Genomic DNA, 14,649 nt, shown 5'->3' with positions numbered 1-14,649 from the left:
TCACGACATGCCGCTCCTTCTCCAGGCCAGGACCAGCAGCAGCAGGCTGGCGGCCAATGACTGGGCCACGGCCTGAATCCCCGCACCCGCCAGGCCGAACAGGTGCAACAGCGGCGGCAGGGCCGGCAGGAACAACAGGCTGACCGCCAGGTTCGCCCCCATGGACCAGCCGGGCTTGCCCAGTGCCGTCAGGGCGGCGCTGCAGGGCGGGCCGGCCATGGCCAGGGCGCGGGCGATGACCAGCACCACCATCAATCCGGCGGCCTCCGCGAAGGCCGGCCCGGCGATCAGCCCGACAAGCCGGTCGGCGAACAGCCAGACGATCAGGATCACGGGCAGGCAGGCCCCGACCGCGATGGCCACCACCCGGCCCAGGGTCCGGCGCAGACCCGGCCCGCCATGACCGCCGGCCACCATTCGGGCCAGTTCGGGATAGGCGGTGTTCCCCAATATCTGCGCCGGCTGCGCGATCAGGACCGTGGCGCGCTGCGCCACGGAGAACAGGCCGGCGGCGGTCGGTCCCAGCATCCAGCCCACCACCAGCGGCGCCACCCGCCCGGCCAGTTCCGTCAGGGTGACATCGGCATTGCTGGCCATCAGGAAGCGCCAGATGCCGGGATTGTCGGCGACGGCGTCTCCCTGTTCGGGCCGGTGCAGGTCGGCTCCCAGATGGCGCCGCGCCTGCCACAGGCCCAGCGCCCATAGGGCCGCGAACTCGCACAGGGCCGCCAGCAGCCAGGCCGCGAGGAACCCTTCCAGGCCCCAGCCCGCCAGGGCGGCGATGCCGGCCCCCACCAGGCGCACACAAGGTGCGACCAGATTATGCAGGCCCAGCAGGTCGAACCGGTTCAGCAGCTGCAGATATCCCGCCGGCGTGGAACGCACTGAACCCAGCACGGCCAGGCTGTAGGGCAGGGCCAGGATGATCGCGGTCTCCGGCCAGCCCAGGTGCTGGCCCACCAGTGGCGCGCAGGCGGCGCCGACCAGGATGGCTGCCAGCCCGCCCAGCAGTTCCACCCGCGCCCCGAACCGCAACAGCCGGGACAGGCGGTGCCGGTCATCTGTCCGCTGCGCCTCTGCGCCATAGCGGATCACGGCCTGCCATGAGGGGAACTCCACGATGCCGCAGACCGTCGTGACGTAGGTGTGGATCAGTACCAGCACGCCGTAATCATGCGGGCCCAGCGTGCGCGTGGCGATGACCAGATAGGCCAGGCTGATCAGCCCCGCCCCGGCCTTGCCGCCCAACACCATCCCAAGGCCGCCGAAGATGCGGCGCAACGTGCCGGACGGGGGCGAGGCCTGGCTCATGTCCAATCTTTCATGCCCACAGGCTGAACCAGGACTGCGGGGTGTGGAGGGTGCCGCCGGCGAGGCTGGCCAGGATTTCGGCCGCGCGTTCCGACGATGGCCTGTCCGTCAGATCGAAACTGCGCGCGAACATCGCCGACTGGGTTGCACGGTACTGGCCCTCATGGCTGTCCATGGCGTGTCTTAAACCCTGTGCCAGTTCGGCCGGCGATCCGATCACGGGGCCGGCCTGCCAATGGGCATAGTTGGCGTCGCTACGCCAGTCGACCCCATGGCTGTTCAGGAACAGGCAGGGGCGGGGGCGCCACAGGAACTCGTAGATCTGGCTGCTGACGTCGCCCAGATAAAGGTCGGCCATCAGCGTATAGCTCATATCGGTGGAGGCGCGGCTGCCCAGGTCGATATGGATGTTGGGGGCACGCAGATAGCGCTCTTCGATATGGCCGGGCCGGTCGATGCGCAGCTTGTCGATGGTCAGCGCGAACTTGCGTTCGAACAGCATGACGTGCGGGGCGAAGATCAGTTGATAGTCCGGGTTGTCGAGGAAAAAATCCAGCACCTGACGCCCATGCTTGAACCAGGAGGAAAGGTGGGTGGAGCAATGGGGATTGTAGAGCACGACGGGGGCCCGCGAGCGGACGGGGAAGATCGTCACGGACGGATCGACCGTGTCGAACTTGGGATAGCCCACCATGCTGATCTTCTCTGCCGGTACGCCGGCTTCTGCAATCAGCCGTTTCTTGATCTTGGGTCCGGAACAGAACACATGGTCGAAGCCCGCCGACGCCTTGTCGAAGCCGATGGCGCGGTCTCCGGCGCCGTGGCGTGTATGGATGATCTTCAGGTTCTTCAAGCCATAGAGGCTTTTCAGGACCAGCGACGTTTTTTCCGCCACGACCAGCACGTCCAGGCTTCTGAAGAAGTCCAGGTTGTCGCCATAGACCAGCAGCTTGCGCGACGGCACCAGGCTTTCCAGAACACCCGACAGGATTTGGGAGTGGGTGCGCAGGCCAAGATCGACATGCGTGATCCGCCGGCCGATCTCATCCCCGCCGAGGCGCAGAACCTCCCGGCGGATACGCTCATTCGTCGTCGCGACAAGGATTTCGCCGTCGAAGCCGCCGCGGGCCAGTGCCAGGGCGATGGGGAGACTATGTGCGACCTGATGTATCTGGTCATGGTTGAAAAGAAAACCAACACGCATGGTCGCTCTCCGGTGCCACAGCATTTGTGGCAGCCACCCTAGCAATCGAGTCTGTCGTGAAACTTGCGACGCATACGGAAGTTGCGGGGAGCTCAAAGTTTGTCGTGCGCAGATCAGCGGAGGTGAACCTGGCAAATCGGACAGGGTGTTAAGTCGGCATTACAGTTGCATTTTTCTTGAAATTCTAAATCAATGGGCGATCTTGTTTGGGGGATATCCGTAAAGTCTCCAATCCGTACAGTATCAACCACGGGCACGCGCTCCTTCGGGGTCGTAGAAAACCGGATCGCAGATTTCCGCCTCCACGGCGGTTCCGCTCAGCAGCTCATCCTGTGGCCCCGGGCGCCACGATCCGGCCCGACCAGTTGGCGGATAGCGGGATGTCCTTGAAGCAGATGATTTGCCGACGGCGCCTATGGAGCCTGTTCGAACTGCGCGCGGCTCGCGTAGTGCCGGGCGAGCGTGGCGCAGACGAGCAGCTGTAATTGATGGAACAGCATGAGCGGCAGCACGATGATGCCGACCTGTGGCCCGGCAAACAGAATGCTGGCCATCGGCAGGCCGCTGGCCAGTGATTTCTTGGAGCCGCAAAATTGCAGGACGATTTCATCCTGGCGGGAAAAGCGCAGGATCCGGCGTGCCGCGAACCCGGTGATGATGAGCACCGATGCCAGAAGGATCGATAGCAGGGCGACCAGAACAAGCAGGTCGGTCAATGCGAACCGGCTCCATATGTCAGACACGACGCCCTTGGAAAAGGCGACATAGATGATCAGCAGGATGGAGCCGCGGTCGGCATAGCCAAGCAGCTTCTTTCTCGTCTCGACCCACTTCCCGATCCAGGGGCGCAACGCCTGTCCCGCCAGGAACGGCACCAGAAGCTGCAATGTGATGTCGCGGAAGACGCCGAACGACAGGTCCACGCCTTGCGTCGTCAGCAACCAGCCGGCAAGCGCCGGGCTGATGAAAACGCCCAGCATGTTCGATGCCGATGCCGCGCAGATGGCGGCCGGCACATTTCCCCGCGCGATCGAGGTGAAGGCGATGGACGATTGCACGGTCGACGGCAGCACGCAGAGGAACAACAGGCCGGTCACCATCTCCGGCGGCAGGCTGGCCGGTGCCAGATAGTCCAACGCCTTGCCCAGCAGCGGAAACAGGATGAAGGTGCTGGCCAGGACGCAGAGATGCAGCTTCCATTGCAGGAGCCCGCCCAGGGCTGCGCGCGGGGACAGGCGTGCGCCATACAGGAAGAACAGGAACACGATCCCGCCATCGGCCGCGATCCCGGCAATGGCGGCCCCGTGCCCCCGTGCCGGCAGGATCGCGGCCACGACCACGACCAGCAGCATGAGGGCGATGTAGGGATCGAACAATCGGCGCAGACGGTGAAACATCAATTCTCTCATCTGAACGGATACGGAACCGACTGCTTCCGGTCACCGGAAGCCGCCCTAAAGGCTGCGGGCGATCAGGTCCTTCATCACCTCGTTGGCGCCGCCATAGATTTTCTGCACGCGCGCATCGGCGAACAGCCGGGCGATCGGATATTCGACCATGTAGCCATAGCCGCCGAACAGCTGCAGGCACTCGTCGGTGACGCGGCATTGCTGCTCCGTGCACCACCATTTCGCCATATAGGCGGCTTCATCATCGAGCGTGCCGTCAACCAGCCGCTGGATGCAGTCATTGACGAAGCCGCGGACGATATGGGCCGTGGTCGCAATCTCGGCCAGCTTGAAACGGGTGTTCTGCATGTCGAACAGGCTGCCGCCGAACATGCGGCGCTGCTTGGTATAGGCGATCGTATGGTTCAGTGCGCACTCGATCTGGGCGGCGGCCGGGACCGCGATCAGCAGGCGCTCGAACGGCAGCTGGCTCATCAGCTGCGCGAAGCCCTGGCCTTCCGCCCCGCCCAGGATGTTCGAGGCCGGCACACGCACATTGTCGAAATACAGCTCGGCCGTGTCGGAGGCATGCTGGCCCAGCTTTTCCAGCCGCGAGCCGACCTTGAAGCCGGGCTGGTTCTCCGTCTCCATCAAGATCAGCGAGATGCCGCGCGCGCCATCGCCGCCGGTCCGGCAGGCGACGGCCAGCATGCTGGCGGTGGAGCCGTTGGTGATGAAGATCTTGGAGCCGTTGACGGCATGATCGTCGCCATCGCGCCGGGCGGTCGTACGCAGGGCCTTCAGGTCCGACCCGTGGCCCGGTTCGGTCAGGGCGATCCCGCCCAGATGCTCCCCGCTGGCCAGCCGGGGCAGCCAATGGGCCTTCTGCGCCGGGGTGCCATAGTCGAGGATATAATGCGCCACGATGGCGTGCACGGTGAGGGTGCCCGGCATCTCGGCCTTGGCCAGCTCATCCTGCAATACCAGCTGATAGGCGGCGCTGGTACCGGCCCCGCCATATTCGGCCGGCAGTTCGGGCAGCAGGAAACCCAGCGCCCCCATGCCCTGCCACACGGTGCGCGGGATATAGCCCTGCCGGCGCCATTCGGGAAGCCGGGGGGCCAGTTCGGCCCGGATATAGCGGCCGACCTGTTCGCGGAACGCCTCGATATCCGCATCCATCCAGGGAAATTGATAGAGCCTCGGGGGCATGGGTTAGTCCCTTCGTTGCTGGTCTCAGGAAACCTGCTGGTCGCGGTCGCTCCAGAAGCGCTTGCGCAGTTCGGTCTTGAGGATCTTGCCCGGGCCGGACAGGGGCAGCGTATTGACGATTTCGATGCTGCGCGGGCACTTGTAGCCGGCGATCCATTGCCGGCAATGGGCGATCAGTTCGTCTTGGGTGGCGGCCTGTCCGGGTTTCAGGATCACGAAGCCGTGGACGGCTTCGCCCCATTTGTCGCTGGGAATGCCGATGATTGCGCAGGTTTGAACAGCCGCGTGCCGGGCCAGCGCATTCTCCACCTCGGCGGAATAGATGTTCTCGCCGCCGCTGATGATCATGTCTTTCATCCGGTCGATGATGAACAGGAACCCGTCCCCGTCGAGATAGCCCACATCGCCGGTATGCATCCAGCCGCCGCGCAGGGCGGCGGCCGTCTGTTCGGGCTTGTTCCAATAGCCCTTCATCACATTGGGGCCGCGGACCAGCACTTCCCCTTTCACGCCCGCCGGCAGGGGATTGTCGGCCGGATCGGCCACGCGGATTTCCGTGCAATAGGCGGCCCGTCCCCCGGAGCGCAGCCTGTCTCCCCTGCGCCCCTCCGGCCGGTGATAGGCGGCGGCCAGGATGGTGGCCACGGGCGCCAGCTCGGTCATGCCATAGGCCTGCCAGAAGGAGACGTTCGGCAGGGCCGCCAGCGCGCGGTCCAGGACGGCCTCGGAAATCGCGGAGCCGCCATAGAGGATGGTGCGGATGCTGCTTATGTCCCGGCCTTGGGCCATGACCGGGTGATCGACCAGCATCTGGACCATGGTGGGCACCAGCAGCGTATCGGTCACCCGGTCACGCTCTATGGCCTCCACCACCGAAGGCGGGGAGAAGCCGGGGATGAAACTGTGCGCATTGCCCAGGATCCAGGCCACGCTGGAACAGCCCAGGTCCGCCAGATGGAATATGGGGGCTGCGTGCAGGAAGACGCCGCCCGGCGTCACGATGCCCTCGGCAGCCAGGGCGAGGGCGGAGGACATGAAGTTGGCGTGGCTCAGCATGACGCCCTTCGGCGCTCCGGTGGTGCCGCCGGTATAGAACAGGCCGAGCAGATCCTCGTCCCGTCTCAGGGCGTCGGCCATGGGATCGGAGCGGGCGATCAGTTCCTCGTAACCCACCATGCCGTCGGGCGTGGGCACATCGCCGATATGGATGACCAGGTCCAGGTCTTCGCACAGGGCCTTCAACTCGGGCGCGAGAGCCTGGAACATGTCGTCGACCAGCAATATCCGGGAACCGGAATCATTGAGCGCATAGGCCAGTTCCGCCACGCTCCACCGTGTGTTGCAGGGGTTGATGATACCCCCGCCCCAGGGCACGCCGATCAAATACTCGAAATACCGGTCCGAATTGAGGGCCAGGATGGCGACGCGGTCGCCATCCCGCATGCCCAGTCCGCGCAGCCCGCCCGCCAGCCGGGCGACGCGGTCGGCCAGCTGGCGAAAGCTGGTCCGCCGGGAACCGCAGATCAGGGCGGTCCGGTCCGGATGCTGTTGCAGCGCACGGTGGAGGGGTTGGGTGATGTACATGCCGGTCCTCATCCTGTGATGCACGGGCGATGGCGGCTCATATTCCCGTCAGGCCGCCGGTGCACATCAGCACCTGGCCAGAGACGTAGTCGCTTTCCGGAATGCAGAAGAGATAGACGGCACCCGCCGCTTCCTCCGACGTGCCGGCGCGTCCCAGGGGGATCGATCGCGCCATCATCTCCATGACGTCGGGATTGACGCCGATCCTGATATCGCGGCCATCGATCGTCGCCGTGCTGCGGGCGTCGGCCGTGGCTTCGGTGAGGCGTGTGCGGATCAATCCATAGGCGACGCAATTGACCGTCGTATCGATCCGCCCCCATTCCTTGGCCAGTGTCCGGGTCATGCCGGTGATGCCGGCCTTGGCCACGGCATAGTTCGTCTGTCCGGCATTGCCGAACAGGCCGGCGACGGAGGAGATGTTGACGATCTTGCGGACGTTACGCCGGCCCGCATCGGCATCCGCCTTGGCCAGCGACCGGATGACGGGCTGTGCCGCGCGCAGGATGCGGAACGGTGCCGTCAGGTGAACGTCGAGAATGGCGTACCATTGCTCGTCGGTCATCTTCTGGACCACGCTGTCCCAGGTATAGCCGGCATTGTTCACGATGATGTCCAGGCCCTTGAAGCCCTCGACGGCCGTCCCGATGAAGCGTTCGGCAAAGTCGGGGGCGCTGACGCTGCCGGCGCAGGCGATGGCCTCGCCGCCAGCGGCGCGGATCGCCTCCACCGTCTCCATCGCGGGTTCGGCGTCGAGATCATTGATGACCAGGCGCGCCCCCTCGCCGGCCAGCTTCAATGCGATGGACCGCCCGATGCCGCGGCCCGATCCGGTCACCAGGGCGACCTTGCCCTCCAGTTTCAAAGACATGTGCTGTTCCCTCCGGGGGATGTTTTGATGGTCAGCCGACCGCGACCAGCGCTTCGCCGGCGATCCGGGTCTGGCCATATTGGTTGGTGTTGCGCAGTTCGATCCGCGCGCAGGTTTCGCCATTGAAGGTGACCAGATCCTTGACCGTTGCGGTGACGGTGATCCGGTGGCCCAGATGGGTGATGCCCAGGAACCGGGCATCGAGCTTGCGCAGCCTGTCCTGCGGCACCCAGGCGGTGATCGCCCGCGCCATCCAGGCCATGCCCAGCATGCCCTGCGCGAACACGTCCGGCATGCCGGCCTTGCGTGCGAAATCGATATCGAGATGGATGGGGTTCAGGTCACCGGACGCGCAGCCGAACGTCGCCAGCAGGGTGCGGTCGACGGGCTCAAGGGCAAGCGGCGGCAATTCCCGCCCCGGCGCCAAGCCGGGAGGGATTTCTGTGCTCATGACCGGACTCCAACAAGCGTGTGTCATACCATCGGTCAAAATTTGACCGATGGTTCGGCGGCGACTGCCGCCGCGCGCCGCGTGGCGCGTAAGCCAAGCCCACGGATGTGGGCGCCGGCGACTGAGGGGCATGAAAGGCCGACCATCGGTCGGTTTTTCATGCCAATGGCATCAGTTGCGGACGACGATGACGGTCCGCATTTCGGCGACCAGCTCGCCATGCTGGTTGCGGGCCGCGGACCGTTTCTCCACGAATTCCAGGGCACCGTTCTTCTTGTCGTAGATGTCGGCGATGTGCGACGTCACCGTGAGCACATCGCCGGCGCAGGCCGGGCGGTGATGGGTGAAGCCCTGCTCGCCATGCAGGATGCGGGCGATGGGAATGCCCATGTCCGCCAGCATGGCGTCCAGGGCGCCGCTGTCCAGGTCGGCGGCGAACAGGAAGGTGGGCGGAACCGGCAGGTCGGCATATCCGGCGGCCCGTGCGGCCGAAACGTCATGATAGACGGGATCGGTCTCCCCGATGGCCCTGGCGAAGGAACGCAGCCGCCCCCGTTCGATTTCCAGGACGGATGGTGTCAGCTCACGCCCGATCCATGATTTCTCGATCATCGCGCACCTGTCAGCATTGTTCGTAAAGGGTGACGACGCAGGCGCCGCCCAGACCCAGATTGTGGGCCAGCGCGTGGCGGACCCCGTCGACCTGGCGCCCGCCGGCGCTGCCGCGCAACTGGTGCGTCAGCTCGAAACATTGCGCCAGGCCGGTGGCGCCCAGCGGATGCCCCTTGGAAAGCAGGCCGCCCGACGGGTTGGTGACGACGCGCCCGCCATAGGTGTTGTCGCCGTCGGCGATGAACCGGGCGGCGCCGCCCTCCGGACACAGGCCCAGCCCCTCATAGGTGATGACCTCGTTATGGGCGAAGCAATCATGCAGCTCGACGACGCGGATATCGTCGGGCCCGACGCCCGTCTGTTCATAGACTTGGGCGGAGGCGCGTTCGGTCATGTCCTTGCCGACCAGCTGGATCAGGTCATGCGATTGCAAGGTGACCGGGTGGTCCGTGGTCATCACCTGTGCCGCGATGCGGACCTTGGGATCAAGCCCATGCTTTTTGGCGAAGTCGCGGGAGACGACCAGGGCGGCGGCGGCTCCGCAGGTCGGCGGGCAGGCCATGGGCTTGGTCATCACCCCCGGCCAGATCAGCGGGGCATCCAGGACATCCTGCGCCGTCATCTCGTTGCGGAAGACCGACAGCGGGTTCCGGGCCGCGTGGCGGCTGGCCTTGGCGCGGACCCTGGCGAAATCCTCCAGGGTCGTGCCATATCTCTCCATATGCGCCTTGCCGGCACCGCCGAAATAGCGCAGCGCCAGGGGCAGGTCGATATCGATCAGCGCGTTGCATTCGGTATCGAAATCGGCGAAGGGGCTGACGCGCTGGGGAAACGCGTCGGGGATGGGGCCGGGGTCCATCTCCTCGAACCCGACGGCCAGGGCGCATTCCGCCATGCCGCTGGCCACCGCCTGCCGGGCGAGGAACAGGGCCGAGGAACCGGTGGAGCAGTTGTTGTTGACATTGATGATCGGGATGCCGGACATGCCGGCCCTGTAGACCGTGCGCTGGCCGGCGCAGCTGCCGGCGAAGACAAAGCCGGCATAGGCCTGTTCCACCGTGCTGTAATCGATACCCGCATCGGCCAGCGCCAGCCCGATCGCTGCCGCCCCCATCTCGTCATAGGGAGGGCTTTTCCCCGGCTTGGCGAAGGGCACCATGCCCACGCCTGCGACAAGCACTTCTCTGGTTGCGGACAAGGTCGTTCTCCCCGGTGTTTTGCGGTGACGGGCCCTGTGGGCTACGCCACGATGTTTTTTCCGGCGCAGGCGGTGGCATGGTGCGAGATGTTGCGCCAGACGCCGTCGCGGCGGATATAGACGCGGGTATGGCGCCCGCGCTTCACCAGCGCCGGGGCCGTCCCGCCGATGAAACTGTTCTCGAAGACGCCGGTGACAATGGCGGCATCGCCGAACAGGCGGATCACCGTTTCGATCAGATCGTACCGGTCGAACCGGCCGCCATCGGGGGCGACGCCGACCAGGAAGGCTTCCTTGTCACGGGTTCGGCCCGACGCTTCGATATGCACGTAATCGTCATCGGTGATCCGTGCCAGGGTGGCGCGGTCGGCCGCGACGATGGCTTGCGCCCGCGCGTTCTCCAGCCGGGCGATTTCCGCCCGGTCGTCCTCGATTGCCATGTCCTGGTTTTCCTTTTCATGCCCCTCAATCGCCGGCGCCAGCATCCGCCGGCTTGGCTACGCCGCGTGTGCGGCGCGGCGGCGGTCGCCGCCGTACCACCGGTCATAAACTATGACCGGTGGTATCAGGTCAGTATGCCCCGTCCCGGCACGATCTCCGGGGCGGAGGTCACCCGGTCCGCACCCAGTGGTTCCGCGAAGATGACCTCGATGCGGACGGCGCTGGGGTCGAAATGGTGGACCTGGGTGTAGGGCGTCTGATCGACCGGCCGCGCCTCGAACCAGCACTGCGCCTCGCGCAGCTTGGCGATATAGGCCGGCAGATCCTCCCCCCGGAAGGCCACATGGTTGAACATGCTGACCCCCTGGTTGCGGGGCGTTTCCAGCAGATGCAGGATGGGATAGTCGCCGTCGGCGGCATACAGCCAGGCACCGCCGACGCTCCAGTCCGGCCGCCATCCCGGCTTCAATCCCAGGAAATGGCCGTAGAAGGCCACGCTGGCCGCCACGTCGTCGGTGTTGATGGTCGCGTGGTCCAGTCGGACGCCCTTCATTTCTTACTCCCTTGCAGTCCGCAAACGGCGTCAGAGACGCAGCGTGAGGTCCACGCCGACGGTGCGCGGCTCGTTGAGGCCCTTGAACAGATAGCCCGCCGCCACCGGCGATGCGCCATCGGCATGGCGCTCGTCGGTCAGGTTGCGGACCCAAAGCGCCAGTTCCAGGCCGTCATCGCGCCGCTCCAGTGCCAGCCGCATGCCGACGCTGGTATAGCCGTCCTGAAGATAGCGCCCGTCATTGAACGGCGCGACAGTGGATCCCGGCTGGGAATAGACCTTGCTGCGGTTGGTCGCGGTCAGCGAGATGCGCCCATCGAAATCCTCCGTCACCTGATGGCGATAGTCCAGTGCCAGCGACGCCTGGAAGCGCGGCGCCTCGACCAGCGGGCTGCCGGTATAATCCACGCCCGGCCCGCCGCCATTGGGGAAGGACCGGAAATAGGCATGGTTAAGCCCGACGCCGCCCGACAGCCGCAGGCCCGGCAGCAGGGAGGCGTCGAAATCCGCCTCGATCCCCTGGCTGCGCACGCGTGCGGCATTGGTGATGACGTTGATGACGGTGGGCAGCGTACCGGCCGGCGGGTTGGGATCGATGATGTTCTGCGCCTGCTGGAAATCCTTGAACCTCTGCCGATAGGCGGCGAGGTTCAGGCGCAGGCGGCGGTTGAACAGCTCCGTCTTCAGCCCGGCTTCGTAATTGACCACGGATTCGGCATCGAAGGTGACGCCGCTCAGCGTCTTGACCACATCCATGTTGAAGCCGCCGGCCCGGTCGCCCGTGCTGTACAGCGCATAGACGCTGATATCGGATGTCGGCTTGACGGTGACGCTGGCCATCGGGTTCAGCGTGGGGTCGGACAGGCCGAAATGGGCTTTCATCGCCGGATAGCCCAGCAGGATCGCGGTGTTGTCCTGCACCTTGTCGGCCGACTTCGTGGTCCGCTGATAGCGCAGCCCGGCGTCCAGCGCCAGCCATTCGGCCGGGCGCAGCGTGCCATGGGCGAACAGGGCCGTCTGGTCGGTGGCGACCACACCGGTGCCGCCGATGATCGCACCCCGCACGGGGACCACCGGATAGTCGGACCCGAACCGGACCGTCTGCACCTCACTCGGGTTCTGGTGATAATAGAAGGCCCCGACGACATAGTCGTAGAGGGGGTTCTTGGGCGAGGCGATGCGCAGTTCCTGGCTCAGTGCCCAGTCGGCATAGCGGAATCCGACATTGATCAGCGAGGACGGCGAGCCATCGCCGTCATAATTGAAACTGTCGCGCGACCGGCGGTAGGAGCTGATTGAGGTCAGCACGAAATCCTCGGGCAGGGTCTGCTCGACATTCAGGCCCAGGCCCCAGATGGTGCGGTCGCGGAACGGCCTGACATTCGTATTGAACGTATAGTCCGCCATGCCCGCCATGGGCCCGGTGGAGAACTTGCCCACGCCCAGCAGGATCTCATCCTTGGCGCGCACGCCGTCGGCGGAGAAATCGATGGTGGTGTCGGAAGTGGGCACATAGCGCACCTGCAGGCGGCCGGCATAGTTGGTACCGCCGCCGGCCGTCGACCCGTCATAGGCGTTCTTGTAATAGCCGTCCTGGCTTCTGCCGGCCGCAGTGAGGCGCACGGCCAGATCGTCCGTCACCGCCTTGTTCACATAGCCGGAGCCGGCGAACAGGTTGCGCTCGCCCGTGGAGACGGTGGTGCGGCTGCTGTCCTGGAAGCCGGGCTTCTGCGACTGGATGGCGATGACGCCGGTCAGGGAATTGTTGCCGAACAGCGTGCCCTGGGGCCCGCGCAGCACCTCCACACTCTCGATATCGAAGATCGGATAGTTGATGGAGGAGGACCGGCCTAGCGGTGCGCCATCCAGATACATGCCCGTCCGGTTGTCGATGCCGGGATTGCGCGAGATGTCACCCACGCCGCGGATGCCGATGAAGGGCTGCGGACGGGTATTGTCGGGACGCAGCACCAGCCCCGGCACCTTGTTGTCCAGGTCCATGGTGCTGACCACGTTCTGCGCCTGCAATTTGTCGCCGGTCACGGCCACCATGGAGAACGGCGTGTCCTGCAGGTTTTCCGACCGCTGGCGCGCGGTGACCACGATCTCCTCCAGCATGTCGCTGTCGCCGGGGGCCTGCTGCGCCCCGGCGTTGGAGGAGGCGAGGATGGCCAGCACCGACGCCGATATGAACAGGGGCCGCCACGACCGCTGCGATGGTGCCGACTTGAAACTTGAAACCTTCATTCCCGTGTCCCCCTGAGAGACGTCGCCGGATGCTTGACTGCTTCCTGGCTGATCATGTGCGGCCAAGTAGGCGGCAAAGCGCGCCGGCATGCCAACACCGTGTGTTCATCCAATCCATTCATGCAGGGTATAGGGGATGGAGGGGCATCGGCTTTCATCTGCCTTGTTTTGCGCGGAAGTTGTGGGTCCGCTTCACCACTCCCATGCCGGAGCGGCATTAGCCGGAATGAAAAACGCCACGCGCCGATGGCTCGGCGCGTGGCGTGTGGATGCGGTACTCGAAGGGTGGAATGACCGTCAGGGGGCGGGCCTGCGCGCCTGGAAGCGCAGGAAGATCGTCAGGCAGGCCCAGGCCCACACCGTCGTTACCATTGCGCATAGGGCCAGCGGTACCCCGATCCCCTCCGGTGCACCCAGCAGTCGCGCCAGCAACGGCACGGAGGAGGGGCCCAGCACCGTGCCGATGGTGCCCGGAACCAGGAAGTAGAGGGCGACCGCGCGGGCGCTGAACTGTCGTGGGAACAGCGCCTGGAACCCGTAGGGTCCCGCCGCGATCACCGCCCCGACCGCCAGCATCCCCGCACCCGCCGCCGCCAGGGCCGCCAGCGGATGGGGAACCAGGCAGGACGCGAGGGTCGCCCCGCCCAGCAGCAGGATCGCTGCCCTGACCGTCCGGATCAGTGCATCGCGATGCCCGCGCGCGGCCAGGTCGCTGATCAGCTTGCCGCCGCCCAGGGCGCCGATGGCCCCGCACACCAGATAGACCGCGCCATAGGCGGCACCGGTCTGCCGGGCGCTCCATTGATGCTCGCGGATGAACAGGGTGGGCGTCCAGGACGTGGCGGCGGTCACCAGGGCCGCGATGGCGGTGAACGCCACGAGATAGGCCAGGATCGCGGCGCGGTCGTTGCGGATCGCGGCCAGGAAGGCGGCGAGCGAGGTGCTTTCCTTCGGTACCGGCTGGCGTTCCGGTTCGCGCATGAACGCCATCAGGACCACGCCCAGGATGCCTAGCACCGCGCAGGCGACGAACAGCCAGCGCCACGGCGCCAGTTCCGACAGCCAGGACAGGCCGGGCGCCGGATCGGACGCATGGGCCGTCAGCCAGTCCAGCACGGGGCCGCCGATGGCCAGCGACGCGCCGCCGCCGACATAGACGCTGAGCGTCAGGGCCCCCATGGCGAAGGCCTGCCGGTCCACGGGGTAGCTCTGGCGCAGGATGGAGATGGCGGCCGGCGACAGCCCGGCTTCGCCCAGCGCCACGGCCATGCGCGCGGCCAGCAACAGGCCCAAGCTGCTGGCCATGCCGAACAGCAGCGTGGCGATGCTCCAGACGGCGACGCTGACCATGATCACCGCCTTCCGGCTCACCCGGTCGGACAGCCAGGCGATGGGGAATGCCGCCAGGCAATAGGTCAGCCCGAACGCGGCACCCTGCAGCAGGCTGAACTGGCCGTCGCTGATCTGCAAATCCGCGCGCATGGGTGCGACCAGGATGTTCAGCAGCTGCCGGTCGAGGAAGGCCAGTACCGATACGACGAACAGCGCGAAAAGCGTGAAACGTGTGCCCACAGGTG

General features: G+C 65.8%; 13 protein-coding genes. All 13 read right to left on the bottom strand.

The features are described 5' to 3' along the window. Positions 1-1,311, bottom strand: coding sequence for a lipopolysaccharide biosynthesis protein (locus ACM9HJ_RS04565; RefSeq protein ID WP_416570506.1), 1,311 nt, complete (start codon positions 1,309-1,311; stop codon positions 1-3). A 10-nt stretch (positions 1,312-1,321) separates the two neighbouring features. Continuing rightward, positions 1,322-2,515: a hypothetical protein gene (locus tag ACM9HJ_RS04560; protein ID WP_416570505.1), complete on the bottom strand. Its 1,194-nt coding sequence runs from the start codon at positions 2,513-2,515 to the stop codon at positions 1,322-1,324. Between the two features lie 413 nt (positions 2,516-2,928). Further along, positions 2,929-3,912, bottom strand: a complete 984-nt coding sequence (locus ACM9HJ_RS04555; protein ID WP_416570504.1) for a bile acid:sodium symporter family protein — start codon at positions 3,910-3,912, stop codon at positions 2,929-2,931. Between the two features lie 57 nt (positions 3,913-3,969). After that, positions 3,970-5,115, bottom strand: a complete 1,146-nt coding sequence (locus ACM9HJ_RS04550) for an acyl-CoA dehydrogenase family protein (protein WP_416570503.1) — start codon at positions 5,113-5,115, stop codon at positions 3,970-3,972. Positions 5,116-5,139: 24 nt separating this feature from the next. Further along, positions 5,140-6,699, bottom strand: a complete 1,560-nt coding sequence (locus ACM9HJ_RS04545) for an acyl-CoA synthetase (RefSeq protein ID WP_416570502.1) — start codon at positions 6,697-6,699, stop codon at positions 5,140-5,142. A 37-nt stretch (positions 6,700-6,736) separates the two neighbouring features. After that, complete coding sequence (locus ACM9HJ_RS04540) at positions 6,737-7,570, bottom strand: SDR family NAD(P)-dependent oxidoreductase (protein ID WP_416570501.1); 834 nt, start codon at positions 7,568-7,570, stop codon at positions 6,737-6,739. Positions 7,571-7,601: 31 nt separating this feature from the next. Beyond that, on the bottom strand, positions 7,602-8,021 hold the full coding sequence (locus tag ACM9HJ_RS04535; protein WP_416570500.1) for a MaoC/PaaZ C-terminal domain-containing protein: 420 nt from the start codon (positions 8,019-8,021) through the stop codon (positions 7,602-7,604). 171 nt (positions 8,022-8,192) lie between these two features. Then, entirely contained in the window at positions 8,193-8,633 is a 441-nt protein-coding gene (locus ACM9HJ_RS04530) for a MaoC family dehydratase N-terminal domain-containing protein (protein ID WP_416570499.1), read from the bottom strand. A 10-nt stretch (positions 8,634-8,643) separates the two neighbouring features. Next, the gene (locus ACM9HJ_RS04525) at positions 8,644-9,831 is read right to left on the bottom strand and encodes a lipid-transfer protein (protein WP_416570498.1); all 1,188 of its coding nucleotides are present in this window, start codon (positions 9,829-9,831) and stop codon (positions 8,644-8,646) included. Positions 9,832-9,872: 41 nt separating this feature from the next. Beyond that, positions 9,873-10,271, bottom strand: coding sequence for a nuclear transport factor 2 family protein (locus tag ACM9HJ_RS04520; RefSeq protein WP_416570497.1), 399 nt, complete (start codon positions 10,269-10,271; stop codon positions 9,873-9,875). Positions 10,272-10,396: 125 nt separating this feature from the next. After that, positions 10,397-10,825 (bottom strand): VOC family protein, encoded by a 429-nt coding sequence (locus tag ACM9HJ_RS04515; RefSeq protein ID WP_416570496.1) that lies wholly within the window; start codon positions 10,823-10,825, stop codon positions 10,397-10,399. Positions 10,826-10,855: 30 nt separating this feature from the next. Further along, entirely contained in the window at positions 10,856-13,072 is a 2,217-nt protein-coding gene (locus ACM9HJ_RS04510) for a TonB-dependent receptor (RefSeq protein WP_416570495.1), read from the bottom strand. 297 nt (positions 13,073-13,369) lie between these two features. Beyond that, on the bottom strand, positions 13,370-14,644 hold the full coding sequence (locus ACM9HJ_RS04505; RefSeq protein ID WP_416570494.1) for an MFS transporter: 1,275 nt from the start codon (positions 14,642-14,644) through the stop codon (positions 13,370-13,372). Positions 14,645-14,649 lie beyond the last annotated feature (5 nt).

The organism is Niveispirillum sp. KHB5.9 (assembly GCF_048066115.1).
Taxonomy (GTDB): domain Bacteria; phylum Pseudomonadota; class Alphaproteobacteria; order Azospirillales; family Azospirillaceae; genus Niveispirillum.
The sequence above is the reverse complement of the archived record's forward strand: the minus strand, read 5'-3'. Positions and strand labels throughout refer to the sequence as shown.